Origin of the sequence: Moraxella canis, assembly GCF_034424565.1 — a bacterium.
Lineage (GTDB): Bacteria > Pseudomonadota > Gammaproteobacteria > Pseudomonadales > Moraxellaceae > Moraxella > Moraxella canis.
The window spans coordinates 982,403-1,008,685 of the sequence record NZ_CP139961.1 but is presented as its reverse complement, the minus strand read 5'-3'; the positions used below and the strand labels follow the sequence as shown (position 1 = coordinate 1,008,685).

General features: G+C 46.2%; 24 protein-coding genes. 18 read left to right on the top strand and 6 right to left on the bottom strand.

Annotation, left to right across the window (positions count from 1 at the left end; genetic code table 11):
• Positions 1 to 173: 173 nt before the first annotated feature.
• From pcnB to yjgA, 6 genes are all read left to right on the top strand, one after another.
• Complete coding sequence (pcnB, locus tag U0021_RS04535) at positions 174 to 1,985, top strand: polynucleotide adenylyltransferase PcnB (RefSeq protein ID WP_114800596.1); 1,812 nt, start codon at positions 174 to 176, stop codon at positions 1,983 to 1,985.
• Positions 1,982 to 2,476, top strand: coding sequence for a 2-amino-4-hydroxy-6-hydroxymethyldihydropteridine diphosphokinase (folK, locus tag U0021_RS04530; RefSeq protein WP_114800595.1), 495 nt, complete (start codon positions 1,982 to 1,984; stop codon positions 2,474 to 2,476). The genes pcnB and folK overlap by 4 nt, the downstream gene beginning before the upstream one ends.
• Positions 2,477 to 2,691: 215 nt before the next feature.
• Complete coding sequence (gene panB / locus U0021_RS04525) at positions 2,692 to 3,522, top strand: 3-methyl-2-oxobutanoate hydroxymethyltransferase (RefSeq protein ID WP_049235620.1); 831 nt, start codon at positions 2,692 to 2,694, stop codon at positions 3,520 to 3,522.
• 95 nt (positions 3,523 to 3,617) lie between these two features.
• Positions 3,618 to 4,478, top strand: coding sequence for a pantoate--beta-alanine ligase (gene panC / locus U0021_RS04520; protein ID WP_114800594.1), 861 nt, complete (start codon positions 3,618 to 3,620; stop codon positions 4,476 to 4,478).
• A 28-nt stretch (positions 4,479 to 4,506) separates the two neighbouring features.
• The gene (gene rapZ / locus U0021_RS04515) at positions 4,507 to 5,412 is read left to right on the top strand and encodes an RNase adapter RapZ (protein ID WP_114800593.1); all 906 of its coding nucleotides are present in this window, start codon (positions 4,507 to 4,509) and stop codon (positions 5,410 to 5,412) included.
• Positions 5,413 to 5,428: 16 nt separating this feature from the next.
• Positions 5,429 to 5,932, top strand: a complete 504-nt coding sequence (gene yjgA, locus U0021_RS04510; protein WP_049235623.1) for a ribosome biogenesis factor YjgA — start codon at positions 5,429 to 5,431, stop codon at positions 5,930 to 5,932.
• A gap of 150 nt (positions 5,933 to 6,082) precedes the next feature.
• Here the strand turns inward: yjgA and tnpA are convergent, their stop codons facing one another.
• On the bottom strand, positions 6,083 to 6,493 hold the full coding sequence (gene tnpA / locus U0021_RS04505) for an IS200/IS605 family transposase (RefSeq protein ID WP_114800592.1): 411 nt from the start codon (positions 6,491 to 6,493) through the stop codon (positions 6,083 to 6,085).
• Between the two features lie 60 nt (positions 6,494 to 6,553).
• Between tnpA and U0021_RS04500 the strand changes: the two genes are divergently transcribed.
• From U0021_RS04500 to U0021_RS04490, 3 genes are all read left to right on the top strand, one after another.
• Positions 6,554 to 7,681 (top strand): RNA-guided endonuclease TnpB family protein, encoded by a 1,128-nt coding sequence (locus U0021_RS04500; RefSeq protein WP_114800591.1) that lies wholly within the window; start codon positions 6,554 to 6,556, stop codon positions 7,679 to 7,681.
• A gap of 164 nt (positions 7,682 to 7,845) precedes the next feature.
• Positions 7,846 to 9,057 carry a low temperature requirement protein A gene (locus U0021_RS04495; RefSeq protein ID WP_114800590.1) on the top strand — a complete coding sequence of 404 codons (1,212 nt, stop codon included), beginning with the start codon at positions 7,846 to 7,848 and terminating at the stop codon, positions 9,055 to 9,057.
• Positions 9,058 to 9,432: 375 nt separating this feature from the next.
• Positions 9,433 to 9,870, top strand: coding sequence for an acyl-CoA thioesterase (locus tag U0021_RS04490; RefSeq protein ID WP_114800589.1), 438 nt, complete (start codon positions 9,433 to 9,435; stop codon positions 9,868 to 9,870).
• A 17-nt stretch (positions 9,871 to 9,887) separates the two neighbouring features.
• On the opposite strand, the gene U0021_RS04485 is transcribed toward U0021_RS04490, so the two are convergent.
• The 4 genes from U0021_RS04485 to U0021_RS04470 form a co-directional block, all read right to left on the bottom strand.
• Entirely contained in the window at positions 9,888 to 11,879 is a 1,992-nt protein-coding gene (locus U0021_RS04485) for a TRAP transporter permease (RefSeq protein WP_114800588.1), read from the bottom strand.
• Complete coding sequence (locus U0021_RS04480; RefSeq protein WP_114800587.1) at positions 11,845 to 12,366, bottom strand: DUF1850 domain-containing protein; 522 nt, start codon at positions 12,364 to 12,366, stop codon at positions 11,845 to 11,847. The genes U0021_RS04485 and U0021_RS04480 overlap by 35 nt, the downstream gene beginning before the upstream one ends.
• 73 nt (positions 12,367 to 12,439) lie before the next feature.
• Entirely contained in the window at positions 12,440 to 13,450 is a 1,011-nt protein-coding gene (locus U0021_RS04475) for a TAXI family TRAP transporter solute-binding subunit (protein WP_049235627.1), read from the bottom strand.
• Between the two features lie 268 nt (positions 13,451 to 13,718).
• Positions 13,719 to 14,339, bottom strand: coding sequence for a thiol:disulfide interchange protein DsbA/DsbL (locus U0021_RS04470; RefSeq protein WP_049235628.1), 621 nt, complete (start codon positions 14,337 to 14,339; stop codon positions 13,719 to 13,721).
• A gap of 350 nt (positions 14,340 to 14,689) precedes the next feature.
• Here U0021_RS04470 and ubiG point away from each other — a divergent pair, with 350 nt between their 5' ends.
• The 7 genes from ubiG to U0021_RS04435 all read left to right on the top strand — a co-directional run bounded on the left by ubiG (position 14,690) and on the right by U0021_RS04435 (position 22,016).
• A complete protein-coding gene (ubiG, locus tag U0021_RS04465; protein WP_114800586.1) occupies positions 14,690 to 15,484 on the top strand; it encodes a bifunctional 2-polyprenyl-6-hydroxyphenol methylase/3-demethylubiquinol 3-O-methyltransferase UbiG in 795 nt (264 codons plus the stop codon).
• A 9-nt stretch (positions 15,485 to 15,493) separates the two neighbouring features.
• A complete protein-coding gene (gene gph / locus U0021_RS04460; RefSeq protein ID WP_114800585.1) occupies positions 15,494 to 16,189 on the top strand; it encodes a phosphoglycolate phosphatase in 696 nt (231 codons plus the stop codon).
• Between the two features lie 44 nt (positions 16,190 to 16,233).
• Positions 16,234 to 17,007: a YciK family oxidoreductase gene (locus U0021_RS04455; RefSeq protein ID WP_078255985.1), complete on the top strand. Its 774-nt coding sequence runs from the start codon at positions 16,234 to 16,236 to the stop codon at positions 17,005 to 17,007.
• Between the two features lie 157 nt (positions 17,008 to 17,164).
• Complete coding sequence (locus U0021_RS04450; protein ID WP_114800584.1) at positions 17,165 to 18,481, top strand: hemolysin family protein; 1,317 nt, start codon at positions 17,165 to 17,167, stop codon at positions 18,479 to 18,481.
• Positions 18,482 to 18,541: 60 nt separating this feature from the next.
• Positions 18,542 to 19,621: a calcium:proton antiporter gene (locus tag U0021_RS04445; RefSeq protein ID WP_049235633.1), complete on the top strand. Its 1,080-nt coding sequence runs from the start codon at positions 18,542 to 18,544 to the stop codon at positions 19,619 to 19,621.
• Positions 19,622 to 19,754: 133 nt separating this feature from the next.
• Positions 19,755 to 20,678 (top strand): LysR family transcriptional regulator, encoded by a 924-nt coding sequence (locus U0021_RS04440; protein ID WP_114800583.1) that lies wholly within the window; start codon positions 19,755 to 19,757, stop codon positions 20,676 to 20,678.
• Positions 20,679 to 20,819: 141 nt separating this feature from the next.
• Positions 20,820 to 22,016 carry an amino acid aminotransferase gene (locus U0021_RS04435; protein WP_114800582.1) on the top strand — a complete coding sequence of 399 codons (1,197 nt, stop codon included), beginning with the start codon at positions 20,820 to 20,822 and terminating at the stop codon, positions 22,014 to 22,016.
• Between the two features lie 156 nt (positions 22,017 to 22,172).
• Here U0021_RS04435 and U0021_RS04430 read toward each other — a convergent pair whose 3' ends face one another.
• Positions 22,173 to 23,684 carry a leucyl aminopeptidase gene (locus tag U0021_RS04430; RefSeq protein ID WP_078255989.1) on the bottom strand — a complete coding sequence of 504 codons (1,512 nt, stop codon included), beginning with the start codon at positions 23,682 to 23,684 and terminating at the stop codon, positions 22,173 to 22,175.
• Between the two features lie 221 nt (positions 23,685 to 23,905).
• On the opposite strand from U0021_RS04430, the gene lptF reads away from it, so the two are divergent.
• On the top strand, positions 23,906 to 25,105 hold the full coding sequence (gene lptF / locus U0021_RS04425; RefSeq protein WP_114800580.1) for an LPS export ABC transporter permease LptF: 1,200 nt from the start codon (positions 23,906 to 23,908) through the stop codon (positions 25,103 to 25,105).
• Positions 25,102 to 26,214 carry an LPS export ABC transporter permease LptG gene (lptG, locus tag U0021_RS04420; protein WP_114800579.1) on the top strand — a complete coding sequence of 371 codons (1,113 nt, stop codon included), beginning with the start codon at positions 25,102 to 25,104 and terminating at the stop codon, positions 26,212 to 26,214. Before lptF ends, lptG begins: the two co-directional genes overlap by 4 nt.
• Positions 26,215 to 26,283 lie beyond the last annotated feature (69 nt).

Genomic DNA, 26,283 nt, shown 5'->3' with positions numbered 1-26,283 from the left:
CATTCATAGATTTTTTAACCGAAATTATCAAAAATATCCAAAACTGTACTGATAACCTTCAAGCTTTGGTGAAAATCTTGGTTTTTTATTCGCTTTTTTGTTAGATAAGCGTTAAAATAAAGGGTTTAATTATGATGAGTTTTGGGCAATGTCCCAGTAATCAAGGAGCAGGCATGGGCAAAGCGCCTAAAAAGCCAAAACAGACCAAAAAAAGCACCTGTACCACACATTCAGCCAAGTCGCTGCGATTACAAAAAGGCAGTTTGCCGCGCAGTATTGTAGAGGTCATCGGCACACTACAAAAAGCAGGATTTGATGCTTATATCGTCGGCGGCGGTGTCAGAGACAGCTTGCTTGGTTTGGCGCCTAAGGATTTTGATGCGGTGACCGATGCCAGACCGCATGAGATCAAAGCGATCTTTGGGGGTCGCTGCCGCATCATTGGTCGGCGCTTTCAGTTGGCACATGTGTATTCAGGTCGTGAGATGATTGAGGTGGCGACTTTTCGTGCGCCGCCTAAGGATGATACACACACCACCGAAGATGGCATGATCACCCGCGATAATGTCTGGGGTGATATTGAGCAAGATTTTGCACGCCGAGATTTTAGTATTAATGCGCTGTACTATCAGCCGATCAAAGCCGAGGTGCTTGATTTTTGTGGTGCGCTCAAAGACATCAAAAGTCGTACGCTTCGCTTGCTTGGTGATGCTCGAGTGCGCATCGAAGAAGACCCTGTGCGCCTTTTGCGTGCCTTGCGCTTTAAGGCGAAGCTTGACTTTGAGTTTGATGACTCGTTGGCTGAACAATTCAATCAAGAAAATTGGGCGCTGCTTGAGCAGGTTTCGGCGCATCGCTTGTATGACGAAACCCAAAAAATGTTCAGTGGCGGGTATTTGACGCCGCTGTTGCCGCTACTTTTTGACTATGGCGCGATGCCAAGTTTGATGAATTATGCACCCAATGAGCCGACGCCTTTGATGATGGCGGTCGCCCAAAATACCGATCGGCGTATCGCAGCAGACAAAAGCGTCAATCCAGCGTTTTTTTATGCGGCGATGCTTTGGGAAAATTATCTGTATCAATTGGCAAAATATAAAAAGCGTGGCTTGCCGTTTCATGAAGCGCAGATTAAGGCGGCCGAAAAAACCATCGACGCCCAGCGTATCAAAACCGCAATTCCTAAGTTTGCCGAACAATTCATCGCAGATATTTGGCTGCTTCAGCCTAAGCTTGTCAATCCAAGGGTGCGTGACATCGCCAATTTGGAGCGGTTACCAAAATTCCGCGCTGCATTTGACTTTTTGGTGCTCAGAGAAGGTCATGATGCCCATCCACTGTCTGAGCCGACCCAAAATATGGGTGCTTGGTGGCAGGCGTACCAAGATGCCAGCGCCGTTGATAAAGCGATTATGGTTGAGGAATTTGGTACGCAAGCAGGCACGCCAAAACGCCGACGCCGTGATCGTCATGCCAAAAAAGATGCCAAAGCTCGTGAGCTTGAGCAGCTCAAAGAGCTTTCTTTGCGTAGCGAAGATGAGGTGGTCAAAACGCGTCCTGAGCCCTTGTTTGTGGTGGCAGGGGCAGAAGATTTAACCAAAAAACCCAAAGCACTACCCAAATTGCCAAAGCCTATCGTACCGACGCCCGTCTTTGAGCCGGTGAATTTTACTGAGGCAGATTTTGAAAAACTGCTTGCCAATGATGAGCCTTATATCCCAGCGGCGCGCCACCGTAAGCGTAAGCCATCATCGACTTTGTCCATCAAAGAGCGTGAGCAGGGTGTGAGTGAAGATCAGGTAGCCCCTCAAGCACCAAAGCCTGCACGGCGCCGTACACGCCAGACTAAGGCGGCTGTTACTCAGAATACGCCCGCCGATCATGCTGATAAATCAGCTTCAAAAACGCATGCAGGCAGCCAGACCAAGCCGAAGCGGACACGCAGCCGCAAATCCAATGCCAAACCAAAGGCGGATAGCATATGATCAGCTGCTATATTGGACTTGGGGCTAATATCAGCAATGCACTGGGCACGCCCATTGAGCATATTGAGCGGGCGGTAGCAGCTTTCAAAGCTTCATCGGCATTTTATGAAGTGCGCATCTCGTCGCTGTATCGCTCAGCGGCTTTTGGTGTGACGGATCAGCCGGATTTTTATAATGCGGTGCTGTCAGCCAAAACCACACTGTCGCCCGTTGCTTTACTTGATTTTTGTCAGTCTTTGGAAAACGATGCCGGTCGCATCCGCAAGCGGCACTGGGGTGAGCGATCTTTGGATGTGGATGTGCTGCTGTATGGCGATGAAATGATCAATACCGATCGGCTGACCGTCCCGCATCCAGGCTTGTTTGAGCGAAACTTTGTGCTTGTGCCGCTATTGGAGCTTGAAGATGTTCATATCCAAGGGACACCAATCAGCCAAAGCCCTGTTGCGCATGACATGACAGGGCTTGAATTGTTGGATCAGTGGGCATGACAACGCCAAGCGATCGGATTTAAGTTTGCCGTTATGGGTAGAAAAATTGCTTAGCGCACCCATAAAGATTGGGCTTACCAACTTTTCATCGCTCGTATCAGCCGCTGACGATTTGGCGACATACCACAGGTCTTATGAAGCGGTCAAAAGCCGCTTATAAATTTATTAACAAGCGTCATGTGATCATCAATGACGCACAATCACAGTGAAAACAGATGACTTATTTAGCCGACAAGCCAAAAGCACCCATTACTTTGTCCACTTTGAATAAATACAAGGCAACAGGTGAAAAATTCAGCTGCTTGACTTGCTATGATGCCAGCTTTGCTGCTTCGATGCAGGCGGCAGGGGTGGATAGTATTTTGGTGGGCGACAGCCTAGGTATGGTTGTTCAAGGTCAAGCCTCGACATTGCCGGTGACGGTGGCAGATATGGTATATCACACCGCGAATGTTGCGCGCGCTAACACGCATGCGCTGATCATGACGGATTTGCCATTTATGAGCTATGCCACTTTGGATGATGCCATCGCCAGCAGCCGCGCGGTCATGCAAGCTGGCGCTCATATGGTGAAAATTGAAGGTGGTCGCAATCTGACTCAGATTGTCTCAACACTTGCAGATAATGGCGTCCCCACTTGTGTGCATTTGGGCTTGACGCCTCAATCGGTGAATGTGTTTGGTGGCTATAAAGTTCAGGGTAAAACCGACGAAGCTGCCAATCGGCTGATCGAAGATTGCCATGCTGTGACTGCGGCAGGGGCGGCGGTACTTTTGCTTGAATGTGTGCCAGCTGAGCTTGCCAAAACCATCACCCAAAGCGTCGATGTGCCTGTCATCGGTATCGGCGCAGGCGTGGATACTGATGGTCAAGTGCTGGTCATGCATGACATGCTTGGCGTCTATACGCGTAAGCCTGCCAAATTTGTCAAAGATTTTTTGACAGACCCTAAAAACGCCAGCCGAAGCATTCAAGGGGCATTTGAATTATACCACGAAGAAGTCAAGCAAAAAGCATTTCCAACACCTGCACACAGTTTTTTATAACGAGTTTGTCGGCATTAAGACTGCTATTTCATTCACCAACTAAATAACCAAAGCCTTTTAGTGACATATTTGCATCAATCATACCAAGGTTTGCCATGAAAATTTTTCATAACATCTTACAATTGCGCACGGCGCTTGATGAATATCGCAAAAACGATCAAAAAATTGCCTTGGTGCCCACCATGGGCAACCTGCACGATGGGCACTTATCGCTTGTTAATATTGCTAAGCAGCACGCCGACATTGTGGTTGTGAGTATTTTTGTCAATCCGACCCAATTTGGGGTAGGCGAGGACTTCGACAGTTACCCACGTACGCTTGAGGCGGATGTGGATAAATTATCAGGCGCTGCCGATTTGGTGTTTGCGCCGAGTGTCGAGGAGATGTATCCTGCTTATCCACCCAATGTGCAGGTGCTCTCAGGCGAGATCACCAAGATGCTGTGCGGTCAGTCACGCCCCACACACTTTGACGGTGTGGGCTTGGTGGTGAGTAAGCTGTTTAATATCGTCAAGCCGCAGATTGCTGTGTTTGGTAAAAAAGACTATCAGCAGCTTGCCATCATCAGACAGCTGAATGATGAGCTAAACTTTGGCGTAGAAATTATCGGTGCACCAATTGTGCGAGCGCAAGATGGTTTGGCGTTGTCATCACGCAATCAGTACCTAACCGATAGCGAGCGTGCCACGGCGCCTGTGCTACAGCAGACGCTACAAGCTGTTGCTAAGACGCTTCAGACCGCTGATTTGATGGATTATGATGCGCTGATTGATGTTGCCAAATCGAAGCTTACCCAAGCTGGTTTTGTGGTGGACTATTTAGAAATCTATAATCAAAAACTACAAAAAGTCAGCTGCGGTGATCAGGCGTTGGTTTTATTGGCGGCGGCGTGGCTTGGTAAAGCGCGGCTTTTGGATAATTTGGAAGTCGTTTTAGACAACCCAGTTTCGGTCTGAACACTCAGTTTGGCGGATAGGTGATCTCATGCAACCACAGACACCCAGCTGTATTATCATCGTCTCAGGGCGTTCAGGGTCGGGTAAGACTTCGATCCTAAATGTGCTTGAAGATTTTGGGTACTATGTCATTGATAATCTGCCGTTATCACTGCTTGCCGATGCGGTAGATTGTCTGACCGCAGAAAACAGCGTCGCTAAGATTGCGCTTGGCGTCGATGCACGTGTACCAGGAGCGGATTTATCTGACTTTCCTGATGTGTATGAACGCTTGGTACAGACATACGGCGAGCAGGTCGTCAAAGTGCTGTATGCCATCGCCTCAGAGGAGGTGCTCGTGGCGCGCTTTGGGGCGACGCGCCGCGTCCATCCGTTGATCACGATGGGCGTGGTGGGTAATTTGCCCAAAGCCATTCATAGCGAAATTGCGCTGCTTGAACCCATCGCAAGGCTTGCTGATGTCAAGCTAGACACCAGTTTGCTCAATACGCATGAGCTCAAAGAGCGAGTGCGTGATTATTTGGGCTTAGAGGTGGAGCTGACCATCACTTTATTGTCATTTGGCTTTAAATACGGCACCCCCAAAGATTCTGATTATGTGTTTGATGTGCGTATTTTGCCCAATCCGCATTGGCACCCCAATCTTCGTGAGCAGTCGGGCGAAGATAAGGAAGTTCGGGCGTTTTTTGCTAAGCATCCAGAAGTGGACGAGATGGCAACGGACATTGCCAATTTTTTACAAAAATGGCTACCTCATTTCATCCACAATAACCGCCACAGCGTCACCATCGCCATCGGCTGTACAGGCGGTAAGCATCGCTCAGTTTATATCGTCAGAGCGGTAGAATCAAAGCTCAAAAACAGTTTACCAAAATCGCTCAAAGTCACTGCCAAGCATCGTGAAAGACGATTTTGGACTGATGATAGCGTTTAATAATTAAGAGAATATCATGATTGATTGGTCAAAAATGGACATGCGAGTTTCTCGTACCGAAATCAAAAAATCCCACGAGCGCTTGCAGGCTTTGGCGGTGCCACTTGCCAATTTATCCAAAAAGCAACAAAAATCTTTGCCAGTCAGCGAGTATTTTTTGGATGAGCTGTCTCAGTTGGCGAGTATCAGCTCAGGCGGCGCCAAAAATCGTCAAATCAAGCGCGTGGGCAAATTGATCGTCGAAGAAGATCGCCATGCGCTGACGCAGGCTTTGTTTGAATGTCAATTTACGCCCGAACAAATTGCCAAAATTGAAACGTGGTACGCCCGCCTAAAGCTGTCTGATGAAAGTACTATTAAGCAGTTTGTGAAGCAATTTAACGCCAGTGAATTTAACAGCATCTATCAGCTGCTGCTTTGGATTGAATATGCCAAGCACTTACAAGACGATGAGCTTTTGGCTGAAAGCTTGGCAGATTTTGAAAGTTATGTCAAAGAAGTGGCGATTTTATCAACGTGATATATTCAGTATCACTTTGATCATAAATTAAGATTAATTAAAAAGTTAGCCATGTTCTTTATTTAATTTGGCTGTGAATACGCCGAATATCTTAAATATAGATTGTTCGAATGGCGTTTAACTTATCGTGCTGACATCTCCACTAATGCCCTAATCAGGGCGTTCTTGTTTTTCGATATACTGTCTAATGGTATCAATAGTAGCACCACCAGTCGTTAGCAAACAATACGCCCTAGTCCAAAGTACAGGTTTCCAGTAAAAGTAAGCCAAATGCTTTGCAAATTCCTTTCTCATGAGTCGGCTAGTCACTGTTTTTAGATTATTGATAAATTTACTTGGCATGATATTGGGGTGCATATCAAGCAGTAAATGCACATGGTCGACTTCTCCGTTGAATTCTATTAGCTCAACTTCCCATTTTTGACAAAGGTCGGTTACGATTTCTTTTAGCCTATCAAGCATGACTGCCGTAAAACATTTTTTGCGGTATTTTGTAACTAACACTAAATGATAGGTAAGTTTATAAACGCAGTGATAGTGTGATTTTAGCCTGTTGCTCATCATTGACACCAAATAAAAATAATGATAAATTATACCCATATTTCAATCCGCTAACAAGCCATGCTCAAAGCCTACAAATACAGAATTTACCCAAACAGTAAACAGGCCTTAGCGTTTGAACAACACTTTGGTTGTGTGCGTTTTGTATATAATTGGGCGTTGGCATTGCAAAAACGCTACTATGCCATGTTTGGCAAGTCGTTATCTCGTACCCAAATCCAAAGTCAGTTAGTCAAGAAAAAGAAAACAGGCAAGTTTGCATGGCTAAACGAAGTTAATAGCCAATCCCTACTTAATGCCTTGCTCAATGTCTATACCGCCTTTACCAATTTTTTCAAAGGTCGTGCCAAGTTTCCACGGTTCAAATCTAAAAAAATACTAGGGCGTAGCTACCAATGCCCTCAACACTGTACCGTAAACTTTGAACAAGGGATTATCAATCTACCCAAAATCAAAGGCATTAAAACCGTATTTAGCCGTGAATTTGTTGGCAATATCAAAACGGTTACGATTAGCAAAACCGCTACAGGCAAATACTATGCAAGCATATTGGTTGAAACTGCTGATATATTGCCAACACCAACAACAATAGAACCTGACCTTACTGTGGGTATTGATTTAGGTATCAGTCACTTACTCAATCTATCAGACGGTAGCAAATTTGATCATCCAAAGCATTTAGCCAAAGCCAGTCAAAGACTTGCGATACAACAAAGAATCTTTGCTCGCAAACAAAAACAAAGTAAAAACTATCAAAAACAAAAATTAGCCGTTGCTCGTATTCATGAAAAAGTACGTCACGGACGCCTAGACATACACCACAAAATCACGCATAGCCTTATCTGTGAAAACCAAGCAACAAGCTATGCACTTGAAGATTTAGCGGTGAAAAACATGGTGAAAAACCGAAAACTTGCCAAAGCGATTGCAGACGTGAGTTGGGGGCAATTTGTTACCCTACTCACTTACAAGGCAAATTGGTATGGCAAAAACATTCTAAAAGTAAATCGGTTCTTTGCCAGTAGTAAAATTTGCTCGCATTGTCATCACAAATTGGATAGTCTACCGCTATCTGTTAGAAATTGGACGTGTCCTAGCTGTCAAACACACCATGACCGTGATACCAATGCTGCAAACAATATACGCAAGCAAGCGTTAGCTGATGTAGCAGGACTTGCTACTGTGTAAAGAGTTCCTCCATGCCGATACTATTCAGCGATAGTGGTATGGCGAAAGATAGCAACTTAGGTTGTTATGGGTCGCAAAGATTCCCCCGCTATAGCCGCTAGGTTTGGTGGTGGGGGTATGTCAAATGGCGCCAATAACGGTGATTGTCACTGGAGTTTGCCTTTATGTCATTTTATATTCCACCCATTCGTGCACGAGATACCCAAGAGCCGCATCGCGTCTCAACCACTCTAGAGCTCTTGTTTGACTTGGTGTATGTCATTGCGGTCTCAGCTGCTGCCAGTGGTTTTTATGAGCGGCTGCGTGTGATGGAGTTTTCTGGGTTTTTGACGTTTACCTTGGCATTTTTTATCTTATGGAATGCTTGGACCAGTTTTACGTGGTTTGGTTCGGGGTATGATCCAGATGATGTGCCTTATCGCATTTCTGTCATGCTTCAGATGTTTGGGTCATTATTGATCGCGGTGAATATTCATCAGTTTTTTGATCAGGGGCTTATGTGGATTGGTGTGACAGGTTATGCCATCATGCGCTTGGCGGCGTGTTCTCAGTGGTGGCGCGTGTATCGTGATCTGCCTGATCACAGGCAAGTGGCGCGGCGCAGTATTATTGGGTTATTTACTTTGCAAAGCATGTGGATTATCTGGCTGTTTTTGCCAGATTATTTGCAAACGCCGTCATTGTTTGTTTTTATTTTTTTAGAATTATTCATGCCCATTTGGGCGCGTTCAGAGCAGCTGTATAATTGGCATCCGGGTCATATTGCCGAGCGTTATGGGTTGATGACGATTATTGTGCTTGGCGAAGGGGTGATTGGTGTCAGCGAGATCATCCGTTTTTATGTGGTGCATTCATCTTATAATGCCGCCTCAATTTTGATCTCAGCGTCAGGCTTGACTGCGTTGTTATTTGCGATGTGGTGGCTGTATTTTAAAATTCCTTTTGCGCACATACTGAGTACCCATCGCCATCGCGAGGATTTGCCGGTGTTTGGTTATGGGCACTTTTTTGTCTTTGCTGCCATCGCGGGGCTAAGCGGCGCCTTGAAATTGGTCAAAGATACTCATATGATAGCGCCCGCTCAAGTCACCGAGTCGTATGTCATGGCAACGATCTTGCCGCAGCTGGCAGTATTTTTATTGGCTTTGTCTTTGCTGCGGGCTTTTATGTGTAAGCATTCTGGGTCAAATTTACTGGCTTTTTGTGCGGCATTGGTGATTATTATCATCAGTTATATCGCGGTGAATGCAAGTTTATCTTTGACTTATGGCATTTGGCTGAGCGTGTTGGCGCCTGTGATTATGATTGTCATATTTAGCTTTGATAATAATCAATGGTATAAAAAACACCCTGAATTCAAGCAGCCTAGAACTTGATTTAGGATCAGTCTATCTAAGCCAATCGGCATCAGATCATCAAATGAGGTTGATTGGTATGAGCCGAAAGTTATGATAAGTCTAAAAGTAATAAAGCCACATGAAATTTGGGTTCATGTGGCTTTATTGCTCATCCATTAGCAAAAGGCTTACGCCTTATTTCCATGCAATCTTCCTAAATACAGCAGGTCATCCATGTGGCTCATCCATTTGCCCATTCCTTCGCTGTGTGGATAGTATCTCAAATTTGGCATCAGCTGACCAGTGGCAAAAAGCGGCAATCTGTGTAGGAGAATGCTTACAAGGCTTCATGAATAATTCTGGTAATTTATGATCCGATCAGCTAAGATGATCAAAAGTCACCAAGGAGCATCTATGGCACGAGTACGCCTAACCTCGCCTGAACCAGTGTTATTTAATACACCGCTGAAAGTACAAGTGGGCGATTTGAATTATGGCAATCATTTGGCAAACGATGCCGTACTTAGACTGGTGCACGAAGTCAGACTGCGCTGGTTGGCTTCGGGCGGTTTTTCGGAGATGGATGCAGGCGGGGCTGGGCTGATTATGGCAGATGCCATGGTGCAGTATGTTTCGCAAGCGTTTTATGGCGATGAGCTGATGTGTCAGATTAGCATCGGTGAGATTGGTCGTTCAGGTTTTGAAATTTATACCAAAATTCTCCATCAAAATGGCGCTGTGATTGCGATAATAAAGAATGGCATGGTCTGCTTTGATTATTCTGCACAAAAGGTGGTGAATATCCCTGAGGCGCTGCTGAATTTTATCCATAAAAAATCGGCATCTTCTTGATGCCGATTTTAAGAGTTTTAAGCAGCTTGCGCGTTTTTAGACAGTTTTAAATTCAAAGCAAACATCGCTAAAACCAATACTAGCCCAACCACATCGGTGAGCATTTCAGGCACGATTAAGCAAAACGCACCTATCGCCATCACAAGGCGCTGCCATGCGTTCATTTGTATCCTAAAGTAGCCTTCCACAGCAGCTGACAGCGCGATCACGCCAATGATCGAGGTGGCAGAGACCATCGCGATGGTATGCCAAGCAGGGCGCAAAAACTCTTTGGTGGTCACCATGGCGTCAGCAACATCAATCATGAGCATATTTGGGTTATAAACAAACATAAATGGCACAATAAAACCCGCCAAGGCAAGTTTTAGCGACTGCCAGCCTGTCTTCATCGGATCGCCACCTGAAATGCCCGCGCCAGCAAAGGCTGCTAATGCCACCGGCGGTGTGATATTGGCAAATATCCCAAAATAAAAGACAAACATATGCGCCACCAAAATTGGCACATCAAAGCTTGCCAAAGCAGGCGCTGCCATCGTTGCGGTAATGATATAGGCAGGAATGGAAGGCAAACCCATGCCTAAAATCATCGATGCGATCATGGTCAGTAGTAAGGTTAAAAATAGTGAACCTGCACCCAAAGTAACGATGGATGAAGTAACCACAGAGCCAAAACTGGTTAAATTAACCACACCAATGACCACACCAATCGCCGCACACGCCGCCATCACTGACAAGGACTGCTTGGCACCATCTTCAAGCGCTTCTAAGATGTCTTTAAAACCCATGCGTGTCGCTGGTCTTAGCCAGCTGATGACTATCGTAAACGCGATGGTATAGGCAGCAGCATAGCCCACAGGGATGTTATTTGCTAATAATGCAATCAAAGCGACAATCGGCAAGAGCATATGACCACGCTGCTTGAGCACTTCTTTGACGCGTGGCAAATCGGCTTTTGGTATGCCTTTTAGATCGCGGCGACCTGCACGAAAATGAACTTGCATGATTACCCCAAGATAATACAGCAAAGCAGGTAATACCGCAGCCAACGCAATGGTACTGTATTTAACACCTGTCGTCTCTGCCATAATAAATGCCGAAGCACCCATGATTGGCGGTAAAATTTGACCACCAACCGAAGCACTGGCTTCCACTGCGCCTGCAAATTCTTTTTGATAGCCGATGCGCTTCATCAAGGGAATTGTAAAGGCGCCTGTGCCCACGACATTGGCAACCGCTGAGCCATTGATTGATCCCATAAAGCCGCTTGAGATGACAGCCACTTTGGCAGGACCGCCTTGTTTGTGACCTGCTAACGCTAATGCCAAATCATTAAAAAGCTGACCCATGCCTGAGCGTCCCAAGAAAGCGCCAAATAGGATGAATAAAAAGATAAATGTCACAGAAGCGCCGATCGCTGACGAATAAAGACCTTCTGTTTTTAGGTATAATTGCCCAAAAATATCGCCCAAATCATAAGGACGTGTCAGCAGCCTGTCAGGTATAAAATCCATGTGGCTAACAAAAGGATAGACCAAAAAAATCAACGCAAAAATCGGTAAAATCCATCCTGTGATACGCCGAGCACTCTCCAAAACCACAATAACGGTAATGATAGAAAAAATCACATCTGTTTGATTGGCGATGCCGCCGCGTGTACTGGTGATGGCGCTAAATTCAAATATTAAATAGCCTGCCGTCACAAATGACAACAAAACCCAAATCCAGTCATACCAGGCGACAGAACGACGGCTGCTGCTTTTGCTGGCAGGATAAATCAAAAATATCAGTGCAGCACCAACAGCAACGTGAATCGATCGCTGCAGCAGCTCTGCCATGGGATTAAAAGTGATATAAACATGGAATAAAGAGTAAGCAATGGCAATGGCTGCAATCAGCCATTTTACTGTTTTGTTGGTGGGGTGTCTGGTGATAGATTCTCGGTCAAATTTTTCGAGTACAGCTTGCGCATTGGCATCAGCTGGAATGTTTTGTGTGTGCGTGTCGGTCATGACAGCTCTCCTTAATCAACCAAAACCATTTGGGATGTTCTTCACTGGATATTTGAATCTCGGTATAGTCCGCAACGCGTTCATAGATGGGTAATGAGCCGTGTTGACCCAGAATTGTCCCTTGCATATTCCGCGAAACAACCCAATGGATTTTGAGCAACAGCACATCGCTTGAAAGCCCAATGTAGCCTTCAGGCGCTGGAATGACAGCACCGACTGATGGCGTGCCAGCCCCAAAAGTTTGTATAAAAGTCTTGGTCAGACGAAGCTGTGTGCCATCCATGTGATAATACTCTTGCCAATATTGTTTTTCGACAGAGTGTCGCCATTTGAGCGTAAAATCAGGCTCAGACCACTGGCAATCAATATCACCGCCTTGAATTCTGATGGCTTGCTCGCTTTTATTAAGGTAGATGATCAGTAATGTTGCCAACACCAACAAAATCAGCCATATCCAAGGCGTGCTAACTGAGTTTAGCTTAAGCAATGCAACTTCCTGCTAAGACACATACGCAAAATGGTCGATAACATAACCGACCATTTTGCGACCTAAGAACGGATTATTTGCCTGCAACTTCATCATAGTATTTTTTGGCACCTGGGTGCAGATCAACGATCAGACCTTGCTGAGCGTTTTCAATGGTAATACCATTGGCAGCTTGGTGAGCAGTTTGCAATGTGGATAAATTGTCAAAAAATGACTTGGTCAAGTTATACACGTCATTCTCACTCAAATCACTGCGCACCACCAAAGTATTCATCACTGCAGCAGTCGAGACATCGGCATCATTGCCATAAGTACCCGCAGGAATGGTTTGCTCAACGAAAATGTTATTTTTGGCAGCAGCTTGAGCGACTTTATCAGCAGGAATGGCAACCAACTGTAAGTCAAATCCTTGTTGTAGCTCCATGAGTGACGAGTTTGGTAAACCACTGGTAAAGAACGCGGCATCCAGTTTACCCGTTTTTAGACCATCCGCCGCTTCAGCATAGCCCAAAAAGTCAGGTGTAAAATCATTATAAGTGATGCCCAGTGACTCAAGTAGGGCGCGCGCAGATGACTCAACACCTGACCCTTGGGCGCCAACAGCAACGCGCTTACCACGCAGATCATCAATGGTACTGATGCCTTTTTTGCTAGAGGTGGCGATCTGAACGTAGTTGGGATATAGTGTCGCCATAGTTTGGACATTGTCTACTTTTTGCTGAAAGCTGCCCACGCCATTGACAGCGTCGCTAAGAGCATCATTCATCACAAAGGCCATTTCAAGTTTCTTTTGATTTAAAAGATTTAAGTTCTCAACGGATGCGCCTGTTGTTTGAGTTTTTGAGTTGACGCCAAATTGCTGTGCATAGATTTCGGACAATGAGGTGCCAATGATGTTATAAGGACCTGAGGCGCCGCCTGTACCGATTGTGGCAAATTTGGTTTCAAGCGCATTGGCAGCTGTAGATGTTTGAGCGGTATCGCTATTTGCAGCAGGCGCATTGGCAGTTTGGTTATTATTCCCACAGGCGGCAAGTGTCAATGCAGCTAAGGTGGCGATGGCGGCTTTTGATGTCAATTTCATAATCACTCCTTGTTAGATAAAATATGAACTGTTTATCAAGAAAGTTAGATGCAAGTTTTTTTGAATCTAAACTCAGTTTTAGCTCCATATTAATTTATAATATCAGAAAAAGATGGCTTTTGACTATACTTTTGTATATTTTGGGGTGAGCTTAATAAAGAAATACGATGGCGTGGCAAGCCATCAATCCAAATCCTTTGCCTTCGCCATAAAAAATCGGCATCTTCGTGATGCCGATTTTAAGAGCGTTAAGGGTATTGCACGCTGCTTACTTTTTTTCTTCGCGAACTTTATTCACTAAAAAATCCACCACTTGCGGCACTTTGGCGCTTTCGCCTGATACCACATATTTACCATGCACAACCACCGCAGGCACGCCAGACAGACCATAGCGCGTCGCTCCTGCCTTGGCACGCTCAATTTTGGTGGTCACTGCAAATGAGTTATACAAGCTGTCAAACTTTGCTTTATCCACGCCTTGAGACGCATACCAGTTACCAAGCTCTTGTTGTGAGCTGATGATGTTGCGCTTGCCGTCTTTATGAACAGCATCAAACAGTGCCAAATGGGTTTGCTCTTGGGCGCCCAGCTGCTGAGCGGCATAAAAACCACGCGCGCCCACTTCCCACATTGGATTCATTGCCGCAGGTGTTTGGAAAAATGCCACATCACTGGCACGAGTTTTTGCCCATTTTTGCATGTGCGGCTCAAGATTATAGCAATGCGGGCAACCATACCAAAAAAATTCACGCACCACAATGACATCGCCTGCGATATTTTCAGGATTTGGCAAGACTTTATAATCTTGACCTTCCACAAAATTTGCATGAGCAAATGTCGCCAGACCCACTGCAGCCGTCAGTAATGTTGTTTTTAGTGCAAATTTCATAAAATTTCCTTGTTGCAATACACTTACAATAAAAAAGCAAAGACCACTTAGTAGATATTGGGGTCAAAAATCAGATGAGCTATAGTTTATCGCATTTTTAGCCCAATGTGGCAACTGTTTTCTTAAGGCTTCGTTGCAGATTGTGTAAATTTTTGTATGCATCAGGCGAAATTGAGTAAAATTTTATCCAAATTCTCTCAAGTTTTTCTTGGAGTTTGCACTCATTTCAAGATGTCTAAGGGGTTTATATTAAAGGTTTTTGGCTTGCATTGATGAATCATTCCAAAAAGTAGTCAAAGACAGTTAAAGATGATAAAATAAAAATATTTAGCAATAATTAGGACAATACCATGCAAAGTAATGATCACGCCGCCATCGATAGCACGCCGCATCCTGCTAGTAACGCTGATTTTGATGAAATCGGTAAATTCACCAAGCTGGCAGATGAGTGGTGGGATCGTATGGGGGCGTTCAAAGCGCTGCATGACATTAATCCGCTGCGTCTTAATTGGATCGAAGACCGCGTCAGCGAGCATTTTGGCTCATCTTTGGTGGATAAGTCGGTCGTAGATATCGGCTGCGGCGGGGGGATTTTGGCGCATTCGATGGCGGTACGCGGCGCCAAGGTCTTGGGCATTGATTTGGGTGATGAAAATCTAAAAGCAGCCAGCATCCATGCTGATAAAACGGGCATGGCACAGACGCTGCATTTTCGCTGTATTCCAGCTGAAGCGCTGGCGAGTGAAGGCGGTGAGTATGATGTGGTCACCTGCATGGAGATGCTTGAGCATGTGCCTGATCCTAGTGCGATTGTACAAGCGTGCTTTGATTTATTAAAGCCGGGCGGTGTGTGCGTGATGAGCACCATTAACCGCAATCCTAAGTCATATTTATTTGCGATCGTTGGTGCTGAATATGTGCTAAATTTGGTGGATAAAGGCACGCATGATTGGCATAAGTTCATCACGCCAGCTGAATTAGATCAGATGGCGGTCAGAGCCGGTTTTCAGCGATTTGATTTGACGGGTCTACATTATAATCCGATGACGCAGCATTATTGGCTGTCCAATAAAAATGTCGATGTCAATTATATGATGGCATTCACCAAACCAAGTGCGCAAACAGACGCACCAAAAAGTGCCTAAGGACGCGTTATGACACAGCCCATCCAAGCGGTGCTCTTTGATTTGGACGGTACATTGATTGATACCGCGCCTGATTTTGTTCGTATCATTCAGCAGATGTGCGCTGATGATGGGCAATCTGCCCCCAGTGAAGCGGCGATACGCGAGCAGGTGTCAGCAGGTGCCCGCGCCATGGTCAAGCTGATTTTTGCTGAGCAATTTGACCAGGTCAGCGATGACGATCCACAGCTATTAAGCCATCGCCAGGCATTTTTGGATCGTTATGAGGCGGATATTTGTGTCGATAGCCGAGTGTTTGAAGGGCTTGATGTGCTTTTGTCTGAGCTTGAGCGTCAAGGGCTGCCGTGGGGCATTGTCACCAATAAGCCGCGCTATTTGGCAGAAACTTTGTTGGACAAGTTAAATTTATCTGAGCGCTGCCAAGTGTTGGTTTGTCCAGATGATGTCGCCAACACCAAGCCCGACCCTGAGCCTTTGTATTTGGCGTGTGAAAAGCTTGGTGTTGAGCCATCCGCGTGTATCTATGTCGGCGACCACCATCGGGATATCGTGGCAGGGCGCGCCGCCAATATGCAAACAGTCATCGCAAAGTTTGGCTATTTGTCGGCGGAGAACTTGGCAAGTATGGATACTTGGGGCGCCGATGCCATCGCCGAGACGCCCAAAGAGTTGATAGATTGGGTGCTAACAAAGCTATCATCTTAAATATAGACATTAAATTATTAACCAAATCACAGATTGGATGATTCATGACAACCACGCTTTCACATGACGAGATACGTAAGTTTGACTATTCTAAAGACAGCCTAAAAGATAAAATCATCTTAGTCACTGGTGCCGGAGATGGGATTGGTAAGGTGGCGGCACTGACTTATGCCAAATGTGGCGCGACGGTGCTTTTGCTTGGTAGAACGCAGTCAAAGCTTGAGGCGGTGTATGATGAGATCGAAGAGCTAGGACTACCGACGCCTGCGATTTTGCCCATGGATCTTGAAAAAGCAAGCTTTGCACAGATGCAGGAGCTAGCAGGGCTGATCGAAAAAGAATTTGGTCATATTGATGGTGTGTTACATAACGCCGCCATCTTGGGGGCATTGACGCCGCTTGAGATGTACGATCCGATCACCTTTGAGCAAGTGATGAAGGTCAATACAACTGCAGTGTTTATGCTCACCCAGAGCCTGATTCCACTACTGCGAGCAGCCCAAAGCGGCTCTGTGGTATTTACAAGTAGTAGCGTTGGCGCTAAGCCAAGAGCATTTTGGGGGGCGTATGCGCTCTCAAAACAAGCCGTTGAAGGCATGGTGAGTATTTTTACCCAAGAAACCCAAAACATGACAGCGCTTCGGTTTAATTGTATTAATCCTGGTGCGACACGCACCAATATGCGTGCGCACGCTTTTCCTGGCGAAGACCCTTATACGCTCAAAACGCCCGAAGACATTATGCCTGCGTATGTGTATTTGATGACAGATGAAGCTTCTGGCGTCAAAGGTCAAGTGATTGACTGTCAGCCAAAATAAGCCGCTTTGAGTTGATACAGCGTTGTGGCTGCAGTGACTTAGCCTAAATTTCAGGCAAGCTGTCATACTAATTTTATAAACTAACCACAAAGCCCATTAAGCCTTGGTTTTGGGCGGCTGTTATCTGACTTTTAAAATTCACCAAATAGGTGCTATCGTGAGCTTATTTCAAAACTTCTTGATCATTTTGGCGCTGATTTTGACATCGAGTTTTTTCTCGATTTCTGAAATCGCCTTGGCAGGCTCAAGAAAAATCAAACTCAAATTATTGGCAGAGTCAGGCGATGATCGCGCTGATAAAGTACTAGCCTTGCAAGAAAACTCGGCTGACTTTTTTGCCACTTCTCAAATCGGACTTAATGCCGTTGCCATCTTGGGCGGTTCGGTGGGCGAAAGCGCGCTACGCCCTTATTTTGCCGAGTGGCTTGGCTTGGTGTATCAAGGACCTTGGCTTGACAGCATTGCCTTTTTTTCTTCATTCATCTTGATCACGCTGTTGTTTATTTTATATGCCGATTTGATCCCTAAGCGCATCGCGATGATCAATCCTGAACGCGTGGCTTTGGTGGTCATCAATCCGATGATTTGGACGATCCGTGCGGTCAAGCCGCTTGCGTGGATCATCAATACCATCGCTGATCTGACTTTTCGTCTGTTTAAGGTCAATACCGCGCGCGATGACAGCATCACTTTTGATGACATCTCTGCCATCGTCGATGCCGGTGCCGAAGCGGGCGTTTTGATGGAGCAAGAGCAGCATTTTATTGAAAATGTGTTTGAGCTTGAAGAGCGTACAGTGCCATCGTCGATGACGGCGCGTGAAGATGTGGTGTATTTCACTCTCAGCGAAAGCGAAGAAAGCATCCGCCAAAAAATCGCCGATTATCCGTATTCTAAATTTTTGGTGTGTAATGAGCACATCGATCAAGTCATTGGCTATGTCGATACCAAAGATATCTTGGTGCGCATATTAAGTGAGCAGCCGATTTTTCAGCTTAATGAATCCACCATCCGCAATGTGCTCATCATTCCAGATACGCTGACTTTGTCTGAGCTTTTGGATAAGTTTCGTGCAAGTAACGAAAAAATGGCGGTAGTGATTAATGAATATGCGTTGGTGGTCGGCGTCATCACGCTGTCAGATATCATGATGACAGTGATGGGCGACTGGGCAGCGGCAGAGCCTGAAGACTTACAAATCATTCGCCGTGATGAAAACTCTTGGCTGATCGATGGCATCACGCCCATCGATGATGTCAAGCATGCGCTTGATATTGATGAGTTTCCTGATTGGGATCATTATGAGACTTTGGCAGGTTTTATTATGTATCGCCTGCGTAAGATTCCACGCCCTGCAGATTGGGTGGAGCATGAAGGCTTTAAATTTGAAGTGGTGGATATCGATCATTATAAAATCGATCAGCTCTTGGTCACGCGCCTAGAACAACAGACCGAGGGGTCTGAAGAAAGCTAAAAGGCGCTTTGAATCAGCTGTTTGCCGTTAGAACATAAAAATTAAAAATAAGGAACTGATATGGCATCAAATGCACGATTTGGTTTGCCCATTTGGTCAATGCTGTTGCCATTGGTGGCTTGGGGATTGTTTTTTGTTGGGATTAAGTCAAATATATGGCTGCAGATTTTGGGCGGCATATTCTTAATTGGCAGCGTGTTATCGGCAGTTTATCATGCTGAAGTGGTGGCGCATAAGGTTGGTGAGCCTTTTGGTACCATCATTTTGGCATTGGCGATTACCATCATCGAAGTGGCGCTGATCATCTCACTGATGGTCGCAGGCGGTGATAATGCGCCTTATTTGGCGCGCGATACGGTCTTTGCGGCGATCATGCTGATCTTAAATGGCATTCTTGGGGTGTCTTTGATGATTGGCGGGCTTAAGCACCGAGAGCAGTTTTTTGGTCAAAAATCAGCCAGTACCGCACTCATCACCTTGGTGTCGATTTTGGTGATGACGCTGATTATGCCAAATTTCACCACATCCACCGCCCAAGGCACCTACTCAGCAGCGCAGCTGATCTTTGTGGCGCTGGCGTCTTTGGTGCTTTATAGCTCTTTTATCATGGTGCAAACTGTGCGACACCGTGATTATTTTTTGGCAGCAGATGATGACTTGGATCATCATGCCGAGCCGCCGAGTGCTCAAGTGACCGCAGCAAGCTTTGTGTTTTTGTTGATCTGTTTGGGCATCGTTGTGATGCTTGCCAAAAGCCTAAGCCCTAGCATCGAAGCTGCGGTGGTGGCGATGGGCGCACCAGCAGCACTGGTGGGTGTGATTATCGCTGCGGTGGTGCTGTTGCCAGAAGGCTTGGCGGCTTTGAATGCCGCGCGCCGCAACCGTTTTCAGACCAGCCTAAACCTAGCGCTGGGATCAGCCTTAGCAAGCATTGGTCTGACCATTCCTGCGGTGACGATCGTGTGTCTGATGTATGACATTCCGCTGGTGCTAGGCTTGGATGGCAAATCCATGGTGCTGCTTGGTTTGTCCACTTTTATTGTCATGCTGTCGCTCAATCAAGGGCGCACCAATATCTTGTATGGTATCGTGCTGTTGGTCAATTTGGCAGCGTATATCTTTACCATCATCGTGCCTTGATCGTTCGTGCTTAAGCTTAGTAATCTTTGTACAAAAAAATAATACTCAGCGCTGATTTGTCTTGCATTCTAAAAATTATAATTTATAATAACTGCTAATATGTTCATTACTATTTATAATTAAAGGAATTGCCGTGAGCACGACATTACGACAGCTAAGAGCCTTTGTGCTTGTCGCTGAACAAAATAGCTTCACTAAGGCAGCAGAGACGCTTTGCTTGACTCAGTCGGCACTGTCTGGGCTGATTAAGGAGCTTGAGCAGAATTTGGGCGTCAAGCTGTTCGACCGCACGACGCGCAAATTACACCTGTCTGATGCTGGTGTTCGGCTGCTGCCGCAGGCTCGGCGCGTGCTCAATGAGATGTCGGTCTTAAACGAAAAAGTCAGTAATCTGAAGTCGCTGCACCAAGGGCATGTGCGCCTAGCGGTCTCACAGCAGCTGTCCGCCAGTGCGATGCCAAAGTTTGTGGCGAAGTTTTGTGATATTCATCCTAATATCCAAGTGACGCTCACCGACTGCTCGGTCGATGATGTGGTGGGTCATATTGAAAACTTAGAAGCCGATTTGGGCGTTGCGCCTGAGCGTGCGTATTCTGATGATTTAGAAGCGGTTGTGTTATTTTCTTCGCCATTTTATTTGGTGCTGCCCGCCACTCACCCATTTGCCAAAAAAGACGTTTTGCGCTGGACGGATTTATTAAATGAACGCTTGATCACGCTCAATGGTCCTTTTATCAAAAGCCTACAAAATGAGCTGCCAACCCAAATTTCAAGCCGTATTTTTAATCCTGATTTTGAAGTTAATTTTTTATCGACAGCGCTGGGCATGACGCGTATGGGACTTGGTGTGACCTTGTGTCTGTTATACGCTGCTGAGTGGGTCGAACAAAATGGCTTGGTGATGCGACCGATCGCCGATCCTGTCGTTGAACGAAAATTTTTATTATACACCCATAAAAACCGCTCTTTGTCACCTGCGGCATTGGCATTTAAGGAGTTTTTGGAGCAAAATGCGCACGAGTTTTTGGTCAGCCACTCAAAAGCAGCTGGCATCTGATCAGATGCCAGCACTTGATTGGCGACCTTAAACGGTCTTAAAGGGTTTAAAAAACTTTTGCCAAATTTTCATCCAAAATATATTGGATTTGCGTTATACTAACTGTGTTTTGATCAACTTGAGAATGAAAAGGATAAGCCCATGTTTGAACATGTGACCCCCTATGCAGGCGACCCGATTTTGGGTTTGATGGATAAATATGCCCAAGACCCACGCGCTGACATCAAAGTCAATCTTGGCGTAGGCGTGTACTATACCGAAGATGGCAAATTGCCTGTGCTTGAGTGCGTGAAGACCGCCGAATCTCAAATCGTCAATCCGCCGCGTCCCCGTGGATACCTGCCGATGGATGGTCTGCCTGGTTATCGTCAGGCGTGCCAAGACTTGTTATTTGGTAAAAACCACCCAGCAGTTGTCGAAGGTCGTGTGGCGACCATCGCAACCTTGGGCGGTTCTGGCGCGCTCAAAGTTGGCGCTGACTTTATCCACGAGTGGTTCCCTGATGCCAAGTGCTATGTGTCGGATCCAACTTGGGCAAACCACATCGGTATCTTTGAAGGTGCGGGCATCGAAGTGGCAAAATATCCTTACTATGATCCTGCCACGATCGGCGTAAAATTTGATGAGCTGTGCGAGTTTTTCAAGACTTTGAATGAAAATGATGTGGTGCTCCTTCACCCATGCTGCCACAACCCAACTGGCGTGGATTTGACTCGTTCTCAGTGGGATGTGTTATTACAAATTGTCAAAGATCAAAAGCTGATCCCATTCATGGACATTGCTTATCAAGGCTTTGGCGATGATATGGATGATGATGCGTACGCCATCCGCCGTGCGGTAGAGATGGGCTTGACAGTGTTTGTGTCGAATTCATTCTCAAAAAATTTATCTTTGTATGGTGAGCGTGTCGGCGGTCTGTCTGTGGTCTCACCAACCAAACAAGAAGCCGATGTGGTGCTGGGTCAATTAAAATTCACCGTTCGCCGCATCTACTCAAGCCCACCTGCGCATGGTAATTATGTCGTGGATACCGTCATGAATGATGATGCGCTATTTAGACTGTGGGTGGGTGAGGTGTATGAGATGCGTGATCGCATCCGCGAAATGCGCGAAAAGCTTCAGGCTGCCTTGAGCGCTAAGCTGCCAGAGCGTGATTTTAGCTACTTTACCAAACAGCGCGGTATGTTCAGCTTCACTGGTCTGACCAAAGAACAAGTGATTCGTCTGCGTGAAGAATTTGCGGTCTATATGGTTGAAAATGGTCGCATGTGCGTGGCAGGTCTGAATAATGCCAATGTAGAGTACGTCGCCAATGCCATGGCAGAAGTGCTGAGATAAGTTGTATTATCCAAAAAACACCAAATCATGAAGGTTTGGTGTTTTTTTTAATTTAGTTTATGAATGGATAATAAACTGTTCCACGTGAAACGATCAAACAGAATATTAAGATAAAACGCCGCCCATCGGCAGCGTTTTACATGTTTGCAAATCTTCTTAGGCTTGGCTGCGCAGATACTGAGTCAGCAGGGCGACAGGGCGACCTGAAGCACTGGCGGTGCTGCCACTTTTCCAAGCGGTACCGGCAATATCAAGGTGCGCCCATGCCTGACCTTCTTTGATGAATCTTTTTAAGAAACAGGCTGCGGTCACAGAGCCTGCTTCACGCCCCCCGATATTTTGAACATCGGCGACTTTTGAATTCAGCTGCTCATTATACGTCTCATCCAAAGGCATGTGCCACACCAAATCTCCGGTGTATTCGCTGGCTGCTTCTAAAGCAAATAAAGTGTCTTCATCATTACTATACATGCCTGAGCGGACACTACCAAGTGCAATCACACAAGCACCTGTCAATGTGGCAGTGTCAATGATGACGCGCGCATCATAGTGCTCTTGGACATAGCACAGTGCATCACACAGCACCAAACGCCCTTCGGCATCAGTATTTAAGATCTCAACAGTCGTACCATTCATGGCGGTTACGACATCACCAGGGCGAGAAGCGCGTGCCGATGGCATATTTTCGGCGCAAGCAAGCACCGCCACCAAATCAATCTCAAGTCCAGCTTCGGCAACTGCACGAACCGTCCCTAAAATGGATGCTGCACCGCCCATATCAAATTTCATCTCTTCCATGCCAGCAGCAGGTTTCAAAGAGATGCCACCACTGTCAAAGGTCAAGCCCTTGCCAACCAAAGCAAATGGGCGCTCAAGCTTGGATTTCTTGGTGTTTTTGCTGGATTTGCCATAATACTCGATGACGGCGAGTTTGCCTTCTGCATCTGAGCCTTGTGATACGGCGAGAAAACATCCCATACCAAGCTTTTGCATGTCTTTTTCGCCAAGTACGCTGACTGAGATGGTGTCTTCGTAATCTTTGGCGAGCTGCTTTGCTTTTTGGGCAAGTTCGCTTGGATTCAGCAAATTTGGCGCTTCATTGGCGACATCGCGCGCGGTAGTCATACCAGCCGCTGTTGCCTTGGCGAAAGTTAAGGCATTGTCGTAGTCGTCTTGAGCGTCTTTATTGCTGATGATGATCACTTCTTCGAGCAAGTCGGCATCTTTTGGCTTGGCTTTATGATGCTCAAAACGATATCCTGCGCCAATCAAAGCGGTAACAAATTGGGTAAAGTGAATTTGGCAAATGGTATCGCCCCATAAAATTGCAGCGGCTGGGGTATTTTTGATGGCTGTATAGGCAGCTTGAGCAGCTTTGGCGATATTGTCAGCCAATTTATCCAATTTACCAATACCAACCACGGTGACCACAGGAAAATCCTTATCATGGATGGCATAATCAGTCACGCTATCGCCCATGCCGCCCTTGAAGTGACTGTGTTTGATCAAATCAGCGGCGCGCGATAGATATTCTGCATCGCCCAAATTACCCAAAATTTGACCTTGGTCATCAGCAAATACCACGATGGTGGGTAGGGATTTATTTTTTGTGGCTTTTTTGAGCGACAGTGCGTCTTTGACACTGATATGAAATGTGTGTGCTGGCATATCTTTTCCTTATTATATTGAGTGAATGAGTGAAGCTAATTGTCAGGTGATCCAAGCACCATATCAGCTCCCAAACTTAGTGTAGCATAAATGAAGGCACGAAAAAATCAAATTTGCTTCATCTGATCAAATTGTGATCAAATTCAAGCGGTCACCCAATCTTAGCTGCTGCAAAACTTGGCAACAAAATAAACTGAGCAAACCGCTTAAAACCGCCATGAATTTTTGCTATTATAAGCTATTTGCCACTTAATTTTTGGAAATCAAGCTTTGTGATTTTACGTCGCTATATCACCACACAAGTCGCTTCAACCACTGCCTTGGTTTTGGGTTTTTTGGTGGTCATGCTGCTTGGTGGTCGTCTGATTCGCTATTTTGGGATGGCGGCAGAAGGTGGGCTCAATGTCGGCGTACTGTTTCGTCTGATTGGCTATAATTTGCCTTATTTTCTTGAGCTGATTTTGCCATTGTCTTTTTTTATTGGTTTGATGTTGGTGTTCGGTAGACTGTATGCAGATCATGAGATGGCGGTCATGAATGCCAGTGGCATCAGCCGAGGGCGAATGGCGCGCCTACTCATTCCGCTGGTGGCGGTGCTGATGTGTGTTGAGGGTTGGGTTTCTATGGTGGCTAAGCCTTGGGGCATGGAGCGCGCTACCAATATTTGGCAAGAGCAGTCGGTGGCTCAGGTTTTTGATTTGCTTCGCCCCCAAGAGTTCATCAGTAGCGGTGATTATCACCTGTATGTGGGCGAGATGGGCGCCAATCGTGATTTTTTAAAAGATGTCATCATCATTCAGATGAATCCTGCCCAAACAAATAGCGCTAAGCCAAGCCAGACTGCTCAAAGAGATTCCATCATTTTTGCCAAATCTGCCACACATGTTGAGAATGCCAATGGGCAAATTCAGCTAGACTTGCAACAAGGTCGACGCTATGAAGTGGATCCGACCAGTCGCCAGTACAGTCAAATTGGCTTTGAGCGCTATCGCATTACCTTATCGGCAGAGCGCCCCGAAGGTACCAATCACATGCGCATCGAAGGCGTGAGTACCGCTGAGCTTTTGTCAATCATTCAAGGTCGCTCTAAGCGTGATAATCCGCAAGAAGCATACGCCGAGCTTGGTTATCGTCTGAGCATGCCTTGGCTGATCTTATTGGCGATCTTATTGGCGACTCCTTTATCTTATGTGCGACCGCGTCAAGGCAGATGGTACAAATTGGTGCCAGCGATTTTGATTTATGTTGCAGGCGTGCTTGTGGTGATTTCTTTAAAAGATACCATCATCAAAGGCAAATTCCCACCAGTGATCTATGCCGCTGCTCTGCTGATGATGATGGCGGTGGCGATCTATCTGAATTATCATGGGCGAGTGATGGCGCGTCTTCGTCTTGAGCGTCAAGGTGGAGATGTGGCATGAAATCGTGGATTTTACCAAAATATGTCATCCGCTCGGCGCTGCTTGCTATGACGGGCGCCGTGGTGGGCTTATGGCTTTTACAGATGATATTTGCCTATTTGGCTGAGCTTGATAATATCAGTGAGACCTATACGCTGACTGATGCGCTGCTGTTCATTTTGTATCGCTCACCTTATTTTTTGGTGCAATTTATCCCCACTGGTGCGCTCTTAGGTGCAGTCATTGGGCTTGGGCTGCTTGCCAATCACAGCGAACTGATCGTGATGCGAGCTGCAGGCATGAGTATCTATCGCATCATCAGCTGGGCGATGCTGCCTGCGGTCATTTTTGTTGTGATCTCACTGGGCGTGAATCAATTTGTGCTGCCTGTCGCCAATCAGCACGCTGCCGCCATCCGAGCAGATACCATTTATGATAAGCTTATCACCATTAATGGCTATTGGTCGGTGAATAATGATGGTGGTAATCAAGATGTGGTGTATATCAGCTATGCCGATAATGAAGGCAGGCTTGGGGAGGTTAAGCGTTATCAGCTCAAAGACGGTCAGCTGATCGCTGCACTCAAAGCACAGACAGGCATCTATGAGGGGCAGCCAAAAGGCGCTGCATCGCGCACAGATGACGCGCATTATACTTGGCAATTATCAGGCATTCATGAAGTCACCATTGATGCCGAGCGAGTACGGCAGCAGCATACCGACAGTCGGCAGCTGACCTTGCCGATTGCACCGACTGATGTGCATTTATTGACCAAAGAGCCTGAAGATCTATCGCTCAGCGATTTGTATGCGCACAAGCAGCTCATGACCCACCAAGGCACGCGCTCACTGCGTCATGAATTGGCATTTTGGCAAAAGCTGCTTTCGCCTTTTGCGGTGCTGTCGCTGGTGTTGGTGGCGTCATCCTTTGTCTTTGGTTCGCTGCGCTCCCAAGGCTTGGGGCTGCGCGTGGTCTTGGCACTTTTGACGGGGCTTTTGTTCAGTTATTTGACCGATTTGGCGGGCTTTGTGGCTTTGGCGACAGGTCTATCGCCACTGTTGATGGCGCTGGTGCCGATTGTGCTATCGGCTGTGGCGGGCATCTATCTACTGAATCGTAAATCAAGCTAAGCTGCTCACTATCAATTAAAGATCTTTAAAAAGCCATTATCAGCACAAAAGCTTAACCAAATCTTGAAA